Origin of the sequence: Flavobacterium polysaccharolyticum, from assembly GCF_038739875.1 — a bacterium.
GTDB classification, from domain to species: domain Bacteria; phylum Bacteroidota; class Bacteroidia; order Flavobacteriales; family Flavobacteriaceae; genus Flavobacterium; species Flavobacterium polysaccharolyticum.
This window is the reverse complement of sequence record NZ_JBCGDP010000006.1, coordinates 83,671-102,583: the sequence shown is the minus strand read 5'-3', so window position 1 is coordinate 102,583 and position 18,913 is coordinate 83,671. Positions and strand designations below refer to the sequence as shown.

The window sequence follows — 18,913 nt, the reverse complement described above, 5'->3', positions numbered from 1 at the left end:
ATGTAAAAAATATTTTTTTTTAAAAACGTTTTATTTTGGCATTATATTCTTATATTTCCAAAAAAAAGTAAGTATGGATCAAAAAGTAAGATACGAGATTGAATTCCCAATAAACTCTTCACCACAATTATTGTATCAATATATATCTACACCTTCAGGTTTGGCGGAATGGTTTGCTGATGATGTGAATTCAAGAGGAGAATTTTTTACTTTCATTTGGGATGACACAGAAGAAAAAGCAAGATTAGCTTCAAAAAAATCTGGAGAGAAGGTTAAATTTAGATGGGTCGATGAAAAAAACAAAGACACAGACTATTTTTTTGAATTGCATATTCTTGAAGATGAATTGACTAAAGATGTTTCTTTATTGGTGATTGATTTTGCCGAGAAAAACGAAGTATCTGAATCTTCACAATTGTGGGAAAATCAAATTTCTGATTTAAAACATCTCATCGGTTCCGTATAGTAAATGTCTATTTTAAACTATATCTTTGCCCTAAACTAACTTTAGGGCTTTTTTATGATTAATTTTAATGGAATACTACAGGATTCAGATACAAATTTGTTAGAACAAAATCGTGGTTTTTTATATGGAGATGGTGTTTTTGAAACACTGAAAATTGTAGATGGTAAGATTTTATTTTTTGAAGATCATTATTTTAGATTAATGGCAGCTATGCGAATTGTTCGTATGGAAATCCCAATGAATTTCACATTAGAGTATCTCGAAGAACAGGTTTTGTCTTTGGTTAAAAATAATAAATGTGAGTCATCCGCTCGTGTTAGAATAACAGTTTACAGAAATAATGGTGGTTTTTATTTGCCTACTAATAATACCGTGTCTTTTTTAATTCAAGCTTCAGCTATAGAGAGTTCAACCTACAGTGTTAGTGAAAAGGAATATGAAGTAGATTTGTATAAAGATTTTTATATCCCAAAGCAATTATTGTCTAGTCTGAAGACAACTAATAAAATAATTCACGTTACAGGAAGTATTTTTGCTAAAGAAAATGATTTGGATAATTGTATTTTGCTAAATGATAGTAAACATGTTGTAGAGGCTTTGCAGGGTAATTTGTTTATGTTAATGGGGAATACATTAATCACTCCACCAGTAAGTGAAGGGTGTTTGAATGGTATTATGAGAAAGCAAATTTTGAGTTTGGCTAAAAAAGAAACTACTCTAGAAGTTGTTGAACAAGTTATTTCTCCTTTTGACCTTCAAAAAGCGGATGAATTATTTGTAACCAATGTTATTAAAGGCATTCAGCCGATTACCAAATACAGAAAAAAGGAATTTGCAATTGAAACAACCAAAATGTTGAATGATATACTCAATCAACATTTGGGGATGAATTAGTTCAAATAAGGGTTTTCGGGGGCATTGGACCAAATTAAATAATCGCCACCTAATTCCATTAATTGTTCTTTCCAGAAATGGGTAGAGGATTTTCCGATTATTTTGTTTTCATATAAGTTTTCGGCTATGATCCAAGAGTTGTCTTCCATTTCGTTTTCTAATTGTTTTTCTACCCAACCTGTATAGCCAAGAAAAAAACGAATGTTATTTTTTCCGATTAAACCCAAATTAATCAATTCTTTGGTGGATTCAAAATCGCCCCCCCAGTAGATGCCATTTGAGATTTCAACACTATTGGGGATAAGATCAGGAATGTTATGAATAAAGTAAAGATTGTCTTGTTCAACAGGTCCGCCATTGTATATTTTGAATCGAGCCTCAATCTCAGGGATCAAATCATTAATGGTGAACTTTAAAGGTTTGTTGATTATAAAGCCAATAGAGCCTTCTTGGTTATGATCGGCTAATAATATTACGGATCTATTAAATGATAAATCACCAATTAGCGAAGGTTCTGCTATTAGCAGGTGACCTTTTTTTAATTTTTCTGATATCATAATTTTTATTTTTTTTATTAAATTTAACAAAAAAAAAATTATTTATCAAAAAATAATCGTTCAAATGCAAAAAAAAACCTTCCATATGGAAGGTTTTGATGTATTATTGATAGAATGGATTAGTTTACCGCTCCTTCTAAATCAGCCCCAGCTTTAAATTTAACAACATTTTTTGCTGCAATTTGAATAGTTTTTCCAGTTTGAGGGTTTCTACCATCTCTAGCCGCTCTTGAAGAAACTGACCATGATCCGAAACCTACTAAAGATACTTTTCCTCCTTTTTTCAAGGTACCACCTACATTTCCTAAAAATGATTCTAATGCTAATTTTGCAGCTGCTTTAGTAATTCCTGCATCAGCAGCAATAGCGTCGATTAATTCTGATTTGTTCATAATAAATAGTTATTAATTGTTGGTTAAAATGTTATTACAACAAATTTAGTAGGATTTGCGTTCCTTGCAAGTGTTTTTGTGATTTTTAGCCAATTTTGTTAATAACTTACTTTTTTTGTTCATAAAAGAAGCTTTGAGAAAGCCTGAAATTTGGGAGTGCCTATTTTTACTGGTGTTAAGCCACTATAATGTTTTTAGAAAAAGTAATGCCATTTAGTAGTTCGGCAGTTTTCATTCTTTTTTTTCCAGGAAATTGTAAACTCAAAATTTCAATAAAGCCATTGTGTATGGCTATTTTTAATTCTTTTTTGGTGCAAACGATACTTCCAATAGGATTGGAATGAGATTCTGTTACAATTTTTGACTCATAAATCTTAACATTGTATTCGGTATTATTGTCTATAAAATAGCACCAAGCGGCTGGATAAGGGTTTAAACCACGAATCAAATTATGAATACTTTCGGCGGATTGATTCCAGTCTATTTTGCAATTTTCTTTGTTGAGTTTATAGGCTGTTTTGATTTCTTCGTTATCTTCCTGAATTGTTGGGTTAACTTTGTTTGATTCAATAAGTCTTAAAGTTTCTATAACTGTTTCGCTTCCAATATACATCAGTCGATCATGCAATTGCCCTGCATTTTCTTCTTTTTCGATTGTTGTTTCTTTACTAAGGATCATCGCGCCTGTGTCGATTTTATCGTCAATAAAGAAGGTGGTAACGCCTGTTTTGGTTTCTCCATTGATAATGGCCCAATTAATAGGTGCGGCACCTCTATAATTAGGTAATAAGGAAGCGTGAAGATTAAAGGTTCCTAATTTTGGCATTTCCCAAACAACTTTTGGAAGCATTCGGAACGCCACTACAATTTGTAAATTAGCATTTAATGCTTTTAATTCTGCCAAAAAACTTTCTTCTTTGAGGTTACTAGGTTGTAGAATTTTTAATCCTTTTTCTAGTGCATACTCTTTTACTGCTGAATACTTGATTTTTTGTCCTCGTCCTGCTGGCTTATCTGTAGCGGTTATTACCCCAACTACTTCAAAATTATTTTTGACTATTGTATCCAGAATTCCTACTGCAAATTCAGGAGTTCCCATAAAAACGATTCGTAATTTTTCCATTTTATTGTAAAGTGTATTTATTGTTGGGTAACATTTTAATTTTGTTTTGCTCTAGCAAGGTTTGTAGTGCAAAGATAATAGCATCGGCACTTTTTTGTGTCTTTTTTTCGAGTTGTCTTGAGTTTAAATCTTCTTTTTGCAAAAGTTCACGAATGACATTGGGAAGTTCTTCATCAAAAGTCAAAGTTTTTGAATTCGAGATGCAGTAGGAACAAATACCACACTCTCGGCTTGATTTTTCTCCAAAATAAGCAAGAAGCAGCTGACTTTTGCATTGTTTTTTATTTTGTGTATACTCGATAACATTAGCCAGATGCTCTTTTTTTAATTGATTTTGTTGGTCCAAATGTTTAACTACCCGATTGATGGTTCGTTCATCTTCTCTTACTTCATTAAAAAGAATGGAGGCATCATTGTTTTTTGCATGATACTCAATGATTTCCTTTTCGGTTAATTTTTTTAAAACGAAATGAACGTCCTCTTCCTTGACGTTTGCTTTTTTGGCGATTAGTAAAAGGTTGAAAGGTGTTTGCATTTCGTATATTCCTGGATAAGTTCGAAGTATAGCTAGAATAATCTCTTCATCATTTGGATTAAGGCTAATGTGTCGAATTACTTCTTTGGACGGAATTAGAAATTGCAAGGTTATTTTTTCAGAGAATTCTTGAGATAAAGTAATAATACCCTGTTGGTCCAGAAATTGTAACGCTTGATACGATTTTAGAATTGGAAAACTATATTTTGTGCAAAAATGATTTAAGTTGAAGGTGAATTGTTCGTTTATTCCTTCTCCGTAAGCGATTTTAAAATAATTACAAAGTTTGACAAAAGCTAAATTCAAAAAAGGGCGATCTGGTAAATTATTAATGAATTGAGCTGTTGCCTGAAGGCTATCTGATGGACTGTTTAATAAAATGGCATACGCTTTATTGCCATCTCTTCCTGCTCTTCCTGCTTCTTGATAATAATTCTCTAGATTTTCGGGTAATTGAATATGGATGACGGTTTTTACATTGGCCTTATCGATTCCCATTCCAAAAGCATTGGTGGCAACGATAACTTGTGCCTCTTCGTTCATCCACCGTTGCATGTTTTTTTCTTTCTCTTTATACGATAAGCCGCCATGATAATACGTGGCTTTAAATCCCAAAACGTTGAGTTGTGCAGCAATGTCTAAACACGACTTTCTATTTCTTACATATATAATAGAAGGTGCAGGGTTTTTTATCAGTATTTGTTGAATACGATACAATTTGTCCTCGACTTCAAAAACCATATAGGCTAAATTTTCTCTAGCAAATGATTTTTGAAAAATAGCAGGTTGATGTAAGTTGAGATCTTGTATAATGTCTTCTTTTACTTTTGGTGTAGCAGTGGCTGTCAATGCCAAAAAAGGAATTTTAGGGAAGTGTTCTTTAAGATGGCTGATTTTTAAGTAAGCAGGTCTAAAATCATGTCCCCATTGCGACACACAATGCGCTTCGTCAATAGCGATTAAGTTGATGGGTAGATTTTTGATTCTGTCCAAAATCCAATCAGCTTGAAGTCGCTCCGGAGAGAGATATAGAAATTTGTAATTCCCAAACTGACAATTGTCTAACAAATCAATAATTTCTTCAGTTGCAATTCCGCCAGTAAGAGCTATAGCTTTGATGTTGCGCTGTTGAAGATTGACTACTTGGTCTTTCATTAAAGCGACAAGAGGTGAAATGACCAGACAAATGCCTTCTTTTAGTAATGCAGGAACTTGAAAACATATCGATTTGCCTCCACCCGTTGGTAGAATGGCTAAGGTGTCCTTACCATTATGAACCGATTCGATAATTTCCTGTTGAAGTGAACGGAAACTATCGTGTTTCCAATATTTTTTTAGAATTTGTAAGGCTTCTTGCATGGATTTCAGTTTCGTTCAAACTAGAAATCTATTCCCGATTTCTTAATTATTTGCTGGAAATTCGGTCTAAGATAAAAAGAATTCTGTTATCAACGGTATCTTTTGGAACTTCGATTAATTCGTAGCCATAGTTTTGATAGGTCTCTTTCAGATGAATGTATATTTGTTGCGCTTGTTCATAGTTTTCGTAGCGTTCACCATCGCTTTTGTATATTTCTTCCCAGGGAGGGAGCATGAATATTTTTGAATACGTACAAGCCAAGCAGGCTTCTTCAAAATGTGATGGATATGCATCGCCAATAAAATTCATATAAGCGACTACGTCAGGCACGCCTCTGTCTATAAAAACTACTGGATGAGCTTCTTCTTGTGCATCGTTAAATTGTTTAATTCTTCCTTCGAGTAGTTTTTGACTAAACAATATTGGATTTTCTAGAAATAATTGGTCAATTCCTTGTTTTTTGGCTTCGGCAGTTACTTGTCTAGAGATTTCTGGATAACAGCAATGTCCCATAGCTGTAAGCTGATTAATGATAGTTGATTTTCCTGTTCCAGGACCGCCAATAATAACGATGATTTCTTTTTGCACGTTTTGTAAATAAGGGCGCAAATTTACCTAAACTTATTGGTTTTCAAAACATTTTTGTTAGGATTATTTATGGTAAAATATACTATTGATTTTGATTGATGTTTTGGATAAAGACAAGATATAAATGTCTTGGTTATGAGTGTTTTACTTTTGGGTTTCTTTTTTGAGTTACAGAAAACAGTTTTTTGGATAAAGCTACTTTGTCTTAATTGCTTATTGTAAAAAAAAATCCTAAATCCTAGTTGTAAATTCTTGAATCTGCCCTCAAAAATGTATATTTGCGTTTATTTTAAATTAGTAATGGATAAAGATAAAGAAAAAGAGACCGCTGCTTTTTATGAAAGATTACAAGTAGAATTAGATAATAGTAATACTTGGCCAGCGGAATACTTGTTTAAATTTATTGTTCCTTCAGTGGATGGAAATGTAAAAAAAGTAGAGGAGGCGTTCAATTGTATGGGAGCCGTAATTAAAACTACTAAATCAAAAACAGGTAAATTTACTAGTGTTTCTGTTGATGTAACCATGAAAAACTCACAAGAAATTATTGAAAAGTACCAAGAATTATCTACAATTGAAGGTATTGTTTCCCTATAATTATGATCGAAAAATATAAAAAAGAAAATGCTAATGATGTAGTGTGTCATTTAGAATATAATTCTGAAAGAAAACATTTAATCATTCCTGAGTATGGTCGTCATTTGCAAAAATTGATTGAGCAAGCTACTGTTATCGAGAGCGATGAAGAGCGTAACAAAGCTGCTAGATACATTATTCAAGTAATGGGAAGCTTAAATCCTCATTTGCGTGATGTGCCTGATTTTCAGCATAAGTTATGGGATCAGTTATTTATAATGTCCGACTTTCGTTTGGCGGTAGATTCTCCGTATCCTATTCCTTCACGTGAAGTTTTGCAATTGAAACCTGAGGTTTTGCAATATCCACAAAATTATCCTAAGTACAGATATTATGGAAATAATATTAAGTACATGATAGATGTGGCTAATAAGTGGGAAGAAGGTGAAATGAAAAGTGCCTTGGTCAAGGTAATTGCCAATCACATGAAGAAGTCATATTTAAGTTGGAATAAAGACACTGTAAAAGATGATGTTATTTTTGAGCATTTGTATGAGCTTTCTGAGGGTAAATTGAATTTGTTGCAAAGCAAAGAAGAGCTTTTGGGTACAACAGATTTACTTCGAACCAATAAAAGAATGTCGAATAAAATCACTCCTTCTAATCAGCAAAAAAATCAGAATAACAAAAATAAATCGGGTAAAACTCCGATGCACAAAAATCAAAATAGAAAACCGCAATAATTATATTTGGGTAATTATTGATTAATATAAATTGGTATAACAAATGGGAATTTTCAAGATCGAAGGTGGAATTCAATTAAAAGGAGAAATCACCCCACAAGGAGCAAAAAATGAAGCGTTACAAATTTTATGTGCCGTTTTGCTTACTCCAGAAAAAGTAACAATCAATAATATTCCAGATATTATTGACATCAACAAATTAATTACTTTGTTGGGTAATTTAGGAGTTAAAATTCAAAAAAACGGAAATAGTTCCATTACTTTTCAAGCTGATGAAGTAAATATGGGCTATTTAGAAACCGAAGCTTTTAAAAAAGAAGGTGGTTCTTTACGTGGTTCGATTATGATTGTTGGTCCATTATTAGCTCGTTTTGGTAAAGGCTATATTCCTAAACCAGGAGGAGATAAAATTGGGAGAAGAAGATTGGATACTCATTTTGAAGGGTTTATCAATTTAGGTGCTAAGTTTAGATATAATAGAGAAGATCATTTTTATGGAGTTGAAGCTCCAGATGGACTTACAGGTACTGATATGTTACTGGACGAAGCCTCAGTAACGGGAACTGCTAACATCGTAATGGCTGCTGTTTTGGCCAAAGGGACGACCACAGTTTACAACGCTGCTTGTGAGCCTTATTTGCAACAATTATGCAAAATGCTTAACTCCATGGGTGCTAAAATTTCTGGTGTTGGATCTAATCTTTTAACTATTGAAGGAGTAGAAGCATTAGGTGGATGCGAACACCGAATTCTTCCAGATATGATTGAGATTGGTTCTTGGATTGGATTGGCCGCTATGACTAAATCTGAGATTACTATAAAAAATGTAAGTTGGGAAAATCTTGGAGTTATTCCTAATGTATTCCGTAAACTAGGGATTACACTAGAGAAAAAAGGAGATGATATCTTCATTCCTGCTCATGTGAATGGTTACGAAGTTAAAACAGACATTGATGGTTCTATTTTAACCATTGCTGATGCGCCTTGGCCTGGTTTTACTCCAGATTTATTAAGTATTGTTTTGGTAGTAGCGACTCAAGCAAAAGGTGATGTGTTGATACACCAAAAAATGTTCGAAAGCCGTTTGTTCTTCGTAGATAAGTTAATCGATATGGGAGCAAAAATTATTTTGTGTGACCCACATAGAGCGGTAGTTATTGGGCATGATTTCAAATCGCAATTAAAAGCTACTACAATGTCTTCACCAGATATTCGTGCGGGTATTTCGTTATTGATTGCTGCTTTGTCAGCGAAAGGAACAAGTACTATTCAAAATATTGAACAAATTGATAGAGGTTACGAGCGCATTGATGAGCGTCTTAGAGCTATCGGAGCCAATATTGTAAGAGCTTAAAAAGAATAATAATTTCAATGAGTCGTTTAAATTAGTTTTGTTTTTTTGTCAAAGCTAGTTTAAACGATTTTTTAATTGACTAAAAAATGACTAACGAACAAACAGCTATAAAAGCAACTTATTTTAGTATTATTGGTAATACGTCTTTGGCTATAGTAAAAGGATTGGCTGGTTTTTTCGGTAATTCTTATGCGCTAATTGCTGATGCGATTGAATCTACTACTGATATTTTCGCGTCCTTTTTGGTGCTTTTTGGAATCAAATATTCTAATAAACCTGCGGATGATAATCATCCATACGGACATGGTCGTGCAGAGCCTTTGATTACGTTTCTAGTGGTCGGTTTTTTGATTACTTCGGCTACGATTATTGCCTATGAGAGTATTCAGAACATAGGAACCCCTCATGAATTACCTAAATCTTGGACACTTTATATTTTGGGAGCCATCATTATTTGGAAAGAATATTCGTTTCAACTAGTGATGAAAAGAAGTAAAGAGACCAATAGTTCTTCTTTGGAAGCCGATGCTTGGCATCATAGAAGCGATGCTATTACTTCGGTAGCTGCATTTTTAGGTATTTCTATCGCACTTTATTTTGGTAAAGGTTATGAATCTGCCGATGATTGGGCGGCTCTTTTTGCATCTGGTTTTATTTTGTACAATAGCTATAAAATATTTAGACCGGCTTTGAGCGAGATAATGGATGAACATCTATATGATGAATTGGTGGAGGAAATTAGAGTTGTTTCCTTAACGGTTCCAGGTGTGATAGATACTGAGAAATGTTTTATTAGGAAGGCAGGAATGCAGTATCATGTAGATTTGCACGCAAGGGTAGAAGGTACCATTACAGTTAGAAAAGGACATGATATTGCACATGATTTGAAAGATACACTCAGAGCTCAAATCCCTTCTTTGGGACATGTGTTGATTCATGTAGAACCGAATTAATTTTAAGTCACTACGAAAACAAAAAGGTAAGATGTTAACTTTTAGCCCCGGTAGTAGCGGCATCCTTTTTTTAATAACCCTTCTGGAGTTTTGAATTCTAGAAGGGTTTTTTTATTTGGGTTATTAAAAAAAGATATAGCGGATGACGGGACTTTGCCCACAAGAAAGCCTGTTCTTGCTGCTCCTAATCTAAAATATTCAATAGTTTTAGTCCAAAAATTACGCCGTCACCTTGAAAACCATTTTGGTAAGAGCGGACATAATCTACTCTGAACTGTTTGAATTTCCCTATTCCTAAGTTATCGAGTCCTATGCTGATTTCTTGGTAAGGTTTGCGATTTGGAATGGCTAAGTTGTGAAAACCGAGCATTAAACTGCTTTTTAAAAGGTTGAGTCCTGGTATTTTGTTCATTATAAAACCATTGTCGCTGTACTCTGAATGAAATTCAAGATATGCATCGTTTGTACTATTACTGTAATAAGGTAACAGGTTGAAAACGTTTAAATAGCGTTCGGTTTGGCCAATTCGTGTTTGATTGCCATTGAAATGTTTGTAATCCATAAAGGCAATATTTTCGGCATTGAAGAATTTACCTGCTCTTAGATTTACACCCAAATCGCCTTTGTTGGATAATGAAAGGTCATATAGCACACGAGCACTAATTAAATCATACTCGTAGTTTTTTTGGCTAGCAGCAAAGGCTTTTTCGTAGCCTAAAAGCACGGTTGGATACTTGTCGTTTCGGAGGTTGAATTTTCCGTCAGGGCGCGAAATGTATTGGTTGCCAAAGTTAATGCGCCAGTTCAAATTAGCTTTTAGTAACTGATGAGTTGAGAAACCAGCAGTTGAATAATCATTAGAATCCAAAGGATTGTTTGAAGAATAAAGGTCGTCATTTTTGATAAAGGTATAGTTAGTAGTATTAAATAAAGGTTTGCGTTGGCTGTATTCAAGTTTTCCAGTAAAGTTGATGCCGTTGGCTATATTTTGAGAATACGTAACATTGAAAAACTCTTTGTTGTACAATTTCATAAAATTGTTTTTGAAGAAGAGTGTGCTTATCGAATTGATGAAAGGCGAGATTGGATTGTTTTCGTTGAATTGTTTCACAGCCGTTCCTCCAGCAACCCAAATTGTGGCATAATTTTGATTATTAAATCGGTGACTAAAGTTTCCGACTACGCGAAGACGTTCGTCTGAAAAGCCATAATTGAAAGTTGTTGCAAGAGCTGTGCTTTTTCCAGATTCATCATCCCATTTGCGATAAGTAAAGCCAGAATCAAGATTGAAACCTTGAACCGTGTTGAACGTTAATGAACTTATGTCCATTAATCCAGCATAATCGAATGACCATTTTTTGAAGGTATTTTTGTAATGATACCCTGTTATTGGGTTTAATGATTTGAATTTATTTCGTTTTTGGTCGATTGAATCCAAATATATTTTGGAAGAACGGATGGTTTGAATGCTATCTTTTTTGATATAATCATTACTTTCTTCCTCAGTGAGTGGAATAGGTCTTGTGCTTTCCCAGAAAGTGTCTTCTTTTTTGTTGGCATTGTTTTCAAAACTAACAATTTCATTGCCAAAGGTCTTTTTCTCAAAAGTTTCAAAGAACTCATAATTGCTATACACATAATTGAAGGTGCCTGAAAATCCGATTCCGAAAGCACCAGCTGTAAATGCTAAGCTTTGGGCATTTTTGCTCCAAACTTTAGTTTTGGAATTGTAATTGAAATTTTGTTTTAAGGTCATCACTTCCGTGAATTCATTCCGCATGCGATAGCCTTTTATATCAAAATCAACGGCATAAATTGCCCAACTGTCTTCTACAATATAAATGTAACCTTCAAAAACGGGTTCTTTGTCGCGTCTTGGAATGACTTTAATTTTGTTGATTTGATGATTGCTTTCGTCAAAAAAAGTGCTTTCGAGTTTGTATTTATAATATTGAAAGGCATTACTTGCTATGGGCGAAATCATTTTTACATTAAAATCGACTGTATTGTCATAAAAATCGTAAAATGAAGAGCGAGCAGTATTGTAACTAAAGCCTTTATCGTTTCCTGATATTTTAGAGGCAATAATTCTTTCTTTATAGTTGTTTGGTTTTTCGAAGGTGAGTTTCGATACGGTTTCAGATAAGTACAAAATACCACTTCCAGTTGAATCTAAGCCAGTGGTCATTTCGTCTGGCATATCTAATTTCATTCCTAAAATCTTTTTAGGTAGATTTTTGATTTTAAACAATCCACGAGAATAAAAATCGGCGGTGAATCGGGCTGTTTTTTCAGTGTTTTCTTTTCGTGCTGCAATCGCACTTTTGATGATGGCGTTAGCAGGATTATTTTTTGGATTGATGACTACTTCGTTGAGATTGTAATTCTCTTCCGACAACTGAATGTCAATTGTTATTGGTGTTTTTTCGTAATGAATAGTTTTCTTTACGGTTTTATAACCAAGGAACTGAAATAGTAAGGTGTAATCGCCTTCTTTTTTGAGATTTAGTTCGTATTTTCCTTTCTCGTTGGTGGTAGTTCCTGAATAGGAATTTTGAATGATAACGGAAACAAAAGGTAATGGGTTTCCTTTTTCGTCAGTAATAGTTCCTTTTACTTGTGCGATAAAAGGCGAATAAAGTAAAAATAAAATAAAAACGTAAAATTTTTTCATCTGCTTTTTTTAGTAAAATTAAACAGATGAAAAAACTTACATCATAAAAACTTGTTAATTTATTGTGTTAAAAATGGTAAGATTATACAAAAGATTGAATCGCGAGGTCATAACTTTTTAAACCGAAACCCAAAATAACTCCTTTGGCATTTCCTGAAATATAGGATTGATGTCTGAAACTTTCTCTTGAAAAAGTATTGGAAATATGCACTTCGATAACTGGGGCAGTGATAGCTTTTACGGCGTCGCCAATACCAATCGAGGTATGGGTATAAGCACCAGCGTTAAGAATGATTCCGTTATAGGTAAATCCGAATTCTTGGATTTTATCGATTAATTCCCCTTCGATATTGCTTTGGAAGTAAGAAAATTGGATATGAGGAAACTTAGTTTTTAAACTTTCAAAATAATCCTCGAAAGTTTCTTTTCCATACACTTCGGGTTCACGTTTTCCTAATAAATTTAGATTTGGGCCGTTAATAATAGCAATTTGCATAATGGTTGTTTTTGGTAAAAATAAAAAAACCGCACTAAATAATAGTACGGCTTTGTAATAGATTTTGTTATTTATTAAAACATAAATCCAGCAGAAACTTGCACCACAGAATTTTTTGCTTTTGCATTGGTTGAAACTTCCGTTAAACCAAGTCCATAGCGTGCTTGAACAAAGATGCCTTTTGTGATTTTTATGCCTAAACCACCAGCAACCGCAAAGTCGAATGTCTTAGAATCTTCTATATTCACGTTGTCTTTTTCACTTAATAAGAAAGAGGCTTGTGGTCCTAATTCTAAACTGAAAGTGTTGTTCAAATAAATTTTTGCCATTACTGGAATAGCCAAGTAGCCTAATTCATTTTTAAATTCTTTGACGGCACTTTTGTATGACGCTCCTTGTGTAGAGTACAACAACTCGGGTTGGATACCAAATTTCTCGGTTAATTTGATTTCGGCTAATAAACCAATGTGGTAACTTGTAATAGCATCTGATTTGTAATTTTCTGAATTAACTGTAATATCAGTCCCAGTAAGGTTGGCATAATTAATACCAGCTTTGGCTCCTAATCGTAATAATTGTGCTTGAGCGTTCCATGTGCCTAAAAGGGCAAAAACAGCAATAAGAATGATTTTTTTCATATTCTTTTTTTTAGTGGTTTTACATGGTTATAAACTGAATTTTCAAACAAATATTGTTTTATAAAAGTTAAGTCTACAACTAGATGATTTTTAAATTACGAAATAACAACATTTTTAATTGCTTTCCAAAGTTTAAAGAAAGATTTAACTTGTTAAAATGTGTTTTTTTATAACTTTCCTAAAAAATACCTGATTTTAGTGAGAGTTTTTTTTAGATTGTTGATAGTTAGTTTTTTAAACTGATAAGTTCTTTTTTTGGTGTTTAAAATGTCATTATAGAAGGATTGTTTTAAAGTGTTGTTTCTTTATTTGATTTTGAATCATTTGTTTGGCTTAATAATCTTACTAAACTAAATAAAAAAAATGTAAAAAATATTTTACTGCTGTGGCAGTATTTGGATTCACATTTGCTAATGGACAAGAAGGTGGTTTTAAAGTAGGAGTTAATTTAGGATTAGCATTAGGGCATATTAAATAAAGATACTTATTCTTTAAACTTAGGTGTAGATGTTGCTAAAACATGGAAAGTTTCTGATAAGTTTGAAGTTGGTTTTGGAGCTGGTTATGCTCATTATTTAGGAGAAACAATTGATTTTGATAGTTTTGAATTAGATATTGGAGATGCTGATTTTGTTTAAGTTTATGGTACTGCGCAGTACTCTTTGTCTAAAAACTTTTTCTTAGGTTTGGATTTGGAATATGCAACTGCTGTAGCACCTAGTGGAAGTGAAGGTAGATTTTTATATCAACTTAAGTTAGGCTATTTTTTTGGTAAGACAGAATTGTTTTTAGACTATAAAGGAATTTAAAATAATGGGACATTGTTATCTTTAAATCTTGGAGTTACTTTTGTATTGTAATTCTTATATTTTACCATATAAACCTCCCCTGAAAAGGAGGTTTTTTTATGCCTTAAAATTGTCTTTCTTTGTAGTATGAGTTGGAATAATTATATTAAGCAATATCAGTCGTATCTAAGAATCGAAAGAGGTTTGTCTGTCAATACCATTGCAAATTACACGTTGGATATCGAACGCCTTTGCTCGTTTTTGTTTAATCAAAATATAACGGTTTCTCCCGTAACTATTAATGAAGAAACAGTGCAGCAGTTTATCTATTCGGTTTCAAAAGAAGTAAACGCTAGATCTCAAGCCAGAATTATTTCTGGACTAAAAAGTTTTTTTTCCTATTTGATTTTTGAAGACTACAGAGAAGATAATCCGATGGAATTGATTGAATCACCTAGATTGGGTAGAAAGTTGCCCGATACTTTATCAGTTGACGAAATTGATGACTTAATTCTAGCGATAGATTTGACTTCAAATGAAGGGGAACGTAATCGCGCCATGCTTGAAACTTTATATGGTTGTGGTCTTCGTGTCTCAGAATTAGTTGGCTTGAAAATTTCGGATCTTTTTTTTGAAGAAGGTTTTATCAAAATACACGGAAAAGGTAACAAAGACCGTTTTGTACCCATTGGCGAATTGGCTCAAAAATATATCACCATTTATAAAGAAACTATTCGTGTTCATTTGCCTATTCAAAAAGGTTTTGAAGACACTTTGTTTCTAAACCGACGAGGGCGACAATTGACCAGAGCAATGATTTTTACTATTATCAACAGACTAGCCGACTTGATAGAGCTCAATAAAAAAATTAGTCCACATACTTTTAGACATTCTTTTGCGACTCATTTGTTGGAGAATGGTGCTGATTTGCGATCTATTCAATTGATGTTGGGGCATGAATCTATTACTACTACTGAAATTTATGTTCATCTAGATCGTTCTTTTTTAAAACAAGTAATGCAGTCTTACCACCCAAGAAAAGAAAAGGTGTAAAGGTTGAGTTTTTAACTATATTATTGCAAAATGTTAGTTTGATTAAAACTTTTAGTATTTTTATCCAAATGAAAGAGCATAACAAATGATATTTGCAAAAAGTAGAAATCCAGAAGATTTAAATAAACTCTACGAAAGTTTAATCAAACAACTTCCTAATATTATTTTTCAAATTCGCGTCAATGCTGATCGGCAGATAGCGTTTGATTTCTTGAGTAAGCCCATTGATTTTTTTAATGAATTCTCCTTTAATGAGTTTATTGAAGACTCCTATAAATTATCAAATTACACTATCTATGAACCTGATTTAAAAGGCTTTATTGAATCCTATGAGCGGGCTATTACTAATATAGAAGTTTGGGATATAGAGTTTAGGTTGTTATTGCCAGATAGTGGATACAAATGGATTAGGATTGATGCTACTCCAAAGAAAAATGACAATAATGAGATTGTTTTTTATGGTCTTATCTCGGATATTACCGATGTAAAAGAACAAGAAATTAGAATGCGTCTCGCTGATGAACGCTATCATTTTGCTGTACAAGCATCAGATAGAGGAGTTTGGGATTGGGACTTGGTTACTGGAAAAGTTTATTATTCCTCAGAATCTATGAAGATTTTGGAACTGACAGAATCCGATTTAGTAGCTACTCCTGAAGAATGGGACGAACGTGTGCATCCTGATGACTGTGGGGAATATTACGGAAATATTAATCTCCATTTCGAAAATAAAATTCCTTTTTACGAAACCTGTCATAGGGTGTTATGTAATGGTCGCTATAAATGGATTTTGGATAGAGGAAAAGTTATTGAACGTGATGCAGAGGGTAAGCCATTGCGAATCGTAGGAACTCATACCGATATTTCTGAGCAGAAAGAGAAAGAATTGGAGTTGGCCAAAATGCTTGAAATTTTAAATACTCAAAATAACAAGTTGCTCAATTTTGCTCATATAGTTTCTCATAATTTGCGTACTCATAGTGGAAATATTAAATCTTTATTGGACTTGCATAAAGAAGAATTGCTTTCGGATTTTGATACGTTGAGTAATATTCAAATTGTTTCGGATGAATTGTTTTCCACAATAGAAAATCTGAATGAGTTGGTCAGTATTCATACGGTAAAAGACAAAGAGATTGAGCAGTTGAATTTAAATGTTTACATCAATAAAGTTTTGGATGTATTGCACGATTCTATCAAACAAAAAGATATAGTGGTACTAAATTATATTCAAAGTAGTGTAACTATTAATTGTTTGCCCGCTTATTTAGAAAGTATTTTGTTGAATATTGTTACGAATGCTATTAAATATTCTGATCAAAAGAAAGTACCTAAAATTATTTTTACCTCAGATGAAAATGAGGATTTTATTATTCTAAATATAAAAGATAACGGTTTGGGTATCGATTTGAATAAATATAAAGATTCTATTTTTGGCTTGTATAAGACATTTCATAAAAACAACGATGCTCGTGGCGTTGGTTTGTATTTGACAAAAAATCAAATTGAAAATATGGGAGGGAAAATTGAAGTAGAAAGTACTTTGCATGTAGGCTCTACTTTCAAAATTTATTTTAAAAAACCAGTTTTGGATTAATTAAGTGCATATAAAAAAGACTTCCGTAAGGAAGCCTTTTTTGTATATTACATATTGTTGAAATTATTTAGCAATATTTACAGCTCTTGTTTCTCTGATTACGGTTACTTTAACCTGACCTGGATATGTCATTTCCGTTTGGATTTTTTGAGAGATTTCGAAAGATAAAGATGCTGCATTGTCATCAGAGACTTTTTCGCTTTCAACAATCACACGTAATTCTCTACCAGCTTGAATAGCATAAGCATTTTTCACTCCGTTAAAGCCATAAGCTACTTCTTCTAAGTCTTTTAAACGTTGGATGTAAGAATCTAATACTTGTCTTCTAGCGCCTGGTCTAGCGCCTGAAATAGCATCACAAACTTGAATGATTGGTGATAGTAAAGATTTCATTTCGATTTCGTCGTGGTGTGCCCCAATTGCGTTGCAAACTTCTTCTTTTTCACCGTATTTTTCTGCCCATTGCATACCTAATAAAGCGTGTGGTAAATCACTTTCAGCATCTGGAACTTTTCCAATATCGTGAAGTAAACCAGCTCTTTTCGCTAGCTTCACATTTAGTCCTAATTCAGCAGCCATGATGCCGCATAACTTAGAAACTTCACGAGAGTGTTGTAGTAAGTTTTGTCCATAAGAAGAACGGTATTTCATTCGTCCTACTACTTTGATTAATTCTGGATGTAATCCGTGAATACCTAAATCAATAACGGTTCGTTTACCTACTTCAATGATTTCGTCATCAATTTGTTTTGTTGTTTTTGCTACAACTTCTTCAATTCTTGCTGGGTGGATACGTCCGTCAGTAACTAATTTATGTAAAGATAAACGAGCAATTTCTCTTCGAACAGGGTCAAAACAAGAAAGAATAATAGCTTCTGGAGTATCATCTACGATGATTTCAACACCAGTTGCGGCTTCAAGAGCTCTAATGTTTCTACCTTCACGTCCAATAATTCTTCCTTTTACGTCATCGGATTCAATGTTGAAAACTGAAACGCAATTTTCTACAGCTTCTTCAGTACCTACACGTTGAATAGTATTGATGATAATTTTTTTAGCTTCTTGTTGAGCCGTTAGCTTAGCTTCTTCAATCGTTTCTTGGATATGAGACATGGCTTTTGATTTAGCTTCTGATTTTAATCCTTCTACCAATTGTTCTTTTGCTTCTTCGGCTGACAATCCAGAGATTACTTCTAGTTGTTGCAATTGACTTTTGTGTAGTTTTTCAACTTCTACTTGTTTTTTGTCAAGAACTTCAATTTTAGCTTGGAATTCTGCTTTTTTTGCTTCGAAATCATCGTTGATTTTTTTGGCTTTAGACAGTTCACTCGAAATTTGAGATTCTTTATCACGAACTCTTTTTTCTACTTCGGCTACTTTTTTATCTCTAGCCAAAATTACTTGCTCGTGCTCTGATTTCAATTCGATAAATTTTTCTTTTGCTTGAAGAATTTTGTCTTTTTTAATGTTTTCAGCTTCTAAATTGGCGTCTTTTAAAATTGAAGCAGCTTCTTTTTTAGCGTTCTTAATTAAATTAGAGATATTGCTTTTTTCGATAATTTTGGCAATACCAAAACCAACTGCAATACCTATAATTCCTGAAACAATTATTAATAATGTACTATCCATTTGTGTTTAAATTATATATAAAAAAAAACCTACATTAGCGGGATTGTATAAACTCGAAAAGACAAGTTTTGAGCTAACTCGTTGTTCAAGCTTCCAAACTGAATTGGCTTGCTATAGTAACGATGATTCGCTCATTCTAAATTGTTAGTGTTGAGTTTATCAAATAAGAACTAATGTAGGCAGTATCTTAATCTGTTGTAAGAACGTTAATCGAGATATTGATCTAAAACAGCATTGATTTTTTGCAATCTATCAATGGTTTCACTACCATTCATTGCATTGTCAATTTGTTTTTGTTCAACTTGAGAGGCAAATTGTAGTGCGCACATGGCTAAAACATCTTGCTTGTCTCGAACGGCATAATTTTCTTCAAATTGCTTAATCATCATATCAATTTTTTTTGAAGCACTTCTTAATCCTTCTTCTTGAGAAGCATCTACCGTTAGCGGGTAAACTCTGTCTGCAATCGATATCTTTATTTTAAGCTTTTCTTCCAT

Annotated in this window: 18 protein-coding genes and 1 other RNA gene; 8 read left to right on the top strand and 11 right to left on the bottom strand. The window is 33.2% G+C overall.

The features are described from left to right. Positions 1-73: 73 nt before the first annotated feature. Positions 74-466 carry an START-like domain-containing protein gene (locus WFZ86_RS07995; protein WP_342691450.1) on the top strand — a complete coding sequence of 131 codons (393 nt, stop codon included), beginning with the start codon at positions 74-76 and terminating at the stop codon, positions 464-466. A 54-nt stretch (positions 467-520) separates the two neighbouring features. Further along, entirely contained in the window at positions 521-1,360 is an 840-nt protein-coding gene (locus tag WFZ86_RS07990; RefSeq protein ID WP_342691449.1) for an aminotransferase class IV, read from the top strand. On the opposite strand, the gene WFZ86_RS07985 is transcribed toward WFZ86_RS07990, so the two are convergent. From WFZ86_RS07985 to WFZ86_RS07965, 5 genes are all read right to left on the bottom strand, one after another. Beyond that, entirely contained in the window at positions 1,357-1,917 is a 561-nt protein-coding gene (locus tag WFZ86_RS07985) for a YqgE/AlgH family protein (protein ID WP_342691448.1), read from the bottom strand. The genes WFZ86_RS07990 and WFZ86_RS07985 overlap by 4 nt on opposite strands. A gap of 119 nt (positions 1,918-2,036) precedes the next feature. Next, positions 2,037-2,309, bottom strand: coding sequence for an HU family DNA-binding protein (locus tag WFZ86_RS07980; protein WP_077375548.1), 273 nt, complete (start codon positions 2,307-2,309; stop codon positions 2,037-2,039). A gap of 175 nt (positions 2,310-2,484) precedes the next feature. Continuing rightward, a complete protein-coding gene (gene fmt, locus WFZ86_RS07975; protein ID WP_342691447.1) occupies positions 2,485-3,432 on the bottom strand; it encodes a methionyl-tRNA formyltransferase in 948 nt (315 codons plus the stop codon). Between the two features lies 1 nt (position 3,433). After that, positions 3,434-5,326, bottom strand: a complete 1,893-nt coding sequence (locus WFZ86_RS07970; RefSeq protein ID WP_342691446.1) for a RecQ family ATP-dependent DNA helicase — start codon at positions 5,324-5,326, stop codon at positions 3,434-3,436. Between the two features lie 46 nt (positions 5,327-5,372). Continuing rightward, positions 5,373-5,915, bottom strand: a complete 543-nt coding sequence (locus tag WFZ86_RS07965) for an AAA family ATPase (RefSeq protein ID WP_342691445.1) — start codon at positions 5,913-5,915, stop codon at positions 5,373-5,375. A gap of 300 nt (positions 5,916-6,215) precedes the next feature. Here WFZ86_RS07965 and WFZ86_RS07960 point away from each other — a divergent pair, with 300 nt between their 5' ends. From WFZ86_RS07960 to WFZ86_RS07945, 4 genes are all read left to right on the top strand, one after another. Next, positions 6,216-6,512 carry a DUF493 family protein gene (locus WFZ86_RS07960; protein ID WP_159690785.1) on the top strand — a complete coding sequence of 99 codons (297 nt, stop codon included), beginning with the start codon at positions 6,216-6,218 and terminating at the stop codon, positions 6,510-6,512. Between the two features lie 2 nt (positions 6,513-6,514). Further along, a complete protein-coding gene (locus tag WFZ86_RS07955) occupies positions 6,515-7,234 on the top strand; it encodes a DUF4290 domain-containing protein (protein ID WP_342691444.1) in 720 nt (239 codons plus the stop codon). 43 nt (positions 7,235-7,277) lie between these two features. Next, positions 7,278-8,588: a UDP-N-acetylglucosamine 1-carboxyvinyltransferase gene (gene murA, locus WFZ86_RS07950; protein ID WP_342691443.1), complete on the top strand. Its 1,311-nt coding sequence runs from the start codon at positions 7,278-7,280 to the stop codon at positions 8,586-8,588. A gap of 86 nt (positions 8,589-8,674) precedes the next feature. Continuing rightward, positions 8,675-9,541 carry a cation diffusion facilitator family transporter gene (locus tag WFZ86_RS07945; protein ID WP_342691442.1) on the top strand — a complete coding sequence of 289 codons (867 nt, stop codon included), beginning with the start codon at positions 8,675-8,677 and terminating at the stop codon, positions 9,539-9,541. A 184-nt stretch (positions 9,542-9,725) separates the two neighbouring features. Here WFZ86_RS07945 and WFZ86_RS07940 read toward each other — a convergent pair whose 3' ends face one another. From WFZ86_RS07940 to WFZ86_RS07930, 3 genes are all read right to left on the bottom strand, one after another. After that, positions 9,726-12,215 carry a DUF5686 and carboxypeptidase regulatory-like domain-containing protein gene (locus WFZ86_RS07940; RefSeq protein ID WP_342691441.1) on the bottom strand — a complete coding sequence of 830 codons (2,490 nt, stop codon included), beginning with the start codon at positions 12,213-12,215 and terminating at the stop codon, positions 9,726-9,728. Between the two features lie 82 nt (positions 12,216-12,297). Beyond that, positions 12,298-12,711, bottom strand: a complete 414-nt coding sequence (aroQ, locus tag WFZ86_RS07935) for a type II 3-dehydroquinate dehydratase (protein ID WP_342691440.1) — start codon at positions 12,709-12,711, stop codon at positions 12,298-12,300. A gap of 74 nt (positions 12,712-12,785) precedes the next feature. Continuing rightward, entirely contained in the window at positions 12,786-13,349 is a 564-nt protein-coding gene (locus tag WFZ86_RS07930) for a porin family protein (RefSeq protein ID WP_342691439.1), read from the bottom strand. A 935-nt stretch (positions 13,350-14,284) separates the two neighbouring features. On the opposite strand from WFZ86_RS07930, the gene WFZ86_RS07925 reads away from it, so the two are divergent. Further along, on the top strand, positions 14,285-15,190 hold the full coding sequence (locus WFZ86_RS07925; protein ID WP_342691438.1) for a site-specific tyrosine recombinase: 906 nt from the start codon (positions 14,285-14,287) through the stop codon (positions 15,188-15,190). An 85-nt stretch (positions 15,191-15,275) separates the two neighbouring features. Further along, positions 15,276-16,787, top strand: coding sequence for a PAS domain-containing sensor histidine kinase (locus WFZ86_RS07920; protein ID WP_342691437.1), 1,512 nt, complete (start codon positions 15,276-15,278; stop codon positions 16,785-16,787). Between the two features lie 63 nt (positions 16,788-16,850). Here the strand turns inward: WFZ86_RS07920 and rny are convergent, their stop codons facing one another. The 3 genes from rny to WFZ86_RS07905 form a co-directional block, all read right to left on the bottom strand. Beyond that, positions 16,851-18,416 (bottom strand): ribonuclease Y, encoded by a 1,566-nt coding sequence (gene rny / locus WFZ86_RS07915; RefSeq protein ID WP_342691436.1) that lies wholly within the window; start codon positions 18,414-18,416, stop codon positions 16,851-16,853. A gap of 49 nt (positions 18,417-18,465) precedes the next feature. Further along, positions 18,466-18,572: non-coding RNA, 6S RNA (ssrS, locus tag WFZ86_RS07910), on the bottom strand. Positions 18,573-18,622: 50 nt separating this feature from the next. Beyond that, positions 18,623-18,913 (bottom strand): cell division protein ZapA, encoded by a 291-nt coding sequence (locus WFZ86_RS07905; protein ID WP_064714474.1) that lies wholly within the window; start codon positions 18,911-18,913, stop codon positions 18,623-18,625.

Coding starts and splice junctions, on each gene's coding strand:
- WFZ86_RS07995 (WP_342691450.1), top strand. CDS start 74: ATGGATCAAAAAGTAAGATACGAGATTGAATTCCCAATAAACTCTTCA.
- WFZ86_RS07990 (WP_342691449.1), top strand. CDS start 521: ATGATTAATTTTAATGGAATACTACAGGATTCAGATACAAATTTGTTA.
- WFZ86_RS07985 (WP_342691448.1), bottom strand. CDS start 1,917: ATGATATCAGAAAAATTAAAAAAAGGTCACCTGCTAATAGCAGAACCT.
- WFZ86_RS07980 (WP_077375548.1), bottom strand. CDS start 2,309: ATGAACAAATCAGAATTAATCGACGCTATTGCTGCTGATGCAGGAATT.
- fmt (WP_342691447.1), bottom strand. CDS start 3,432: ATGGAAAAATTACGAATCGTTTTTATGGGAACTCCTGAATTTGCAGTA.
- WFZ86_RS07970 (WP_342691446.1), bottom strand. CDS start 5,326: ATGCAAGAAGCCTTACAAATTCTAAAAAAATATTGGAAACACGATAGT.
- WFZ86_RS07960 (WP_159690785.1), top strand. CDS start 6,216: ATGGATAAAGATAAAGAAAAAGAGACCGCTGCTTTTTATGAAAGATTA.
- WFZ86_RS07955 (WP_342691444.1), top strand. CDS start 6,515: ATGATCGAAAAATATAAAAAAGAAAATGCTAATGATGTAGTGTGTCAT.
- murA (WP_342691443.1), top strand. CDS start 7,278: ATGGGAATTTTCAAGATCGAAGGTGGAATTCAATTAAAAGGAGAAATC.
- WFZ86_RS07945 (WP_342691442.1), top strand. CDS start 8,675: ATGACTAACGAACAAACAGCTATAAAAGCAACTTATTTTAGTATTATT.
- WFZ86_RS07940 (WP_342691441.1), bottom strand. CDS start 12,215: ATGAAAAAATTTTACGTTTTTATTTTATTTTTACTTTATTCGCCTTTT.
- aroQ (WP_342691440.1), bottom strand. CDS start 12,711: ATGCAAATTGCTATTATTAACGGCCCAAATCTAAATTTATTAGGAAAA.
- WFZ86_RS07930 (WP_342691439.1), bottom strand. CDS start 13,349: ATGAAAAAAATCATTCTTATTGCTGTTTTTGCCCTTTTAGGCACATGG.
- WFZ86_RS07925 (WP_342691438.1), top strand. CDS start 14,285: ATGAGTTGGAATAATTATATTAAGCAATATCAGTCGTATCTAAGAATC.
- WFZ86_RS07920 (WP_342691437.1), top strand. CDS start 15,276: ATGATATTTGCAAAAAGTAGAAATCCAGAAGATTTAAATAAACTCTAC.
- rny (WP_342691436.1), bottom strand. CDS start 18,416: ATGGATAGTACATTATTAATAATTGTTTCAGGAATTATAGGTATTGCA.
- WFZ86_RS07905 (WP_064714474.1), bottom strand. CDS start 18,913: ATGGAAGAAAAGCTTAAAATAAAGATATCGATTGCAGACAGAGTTTAC.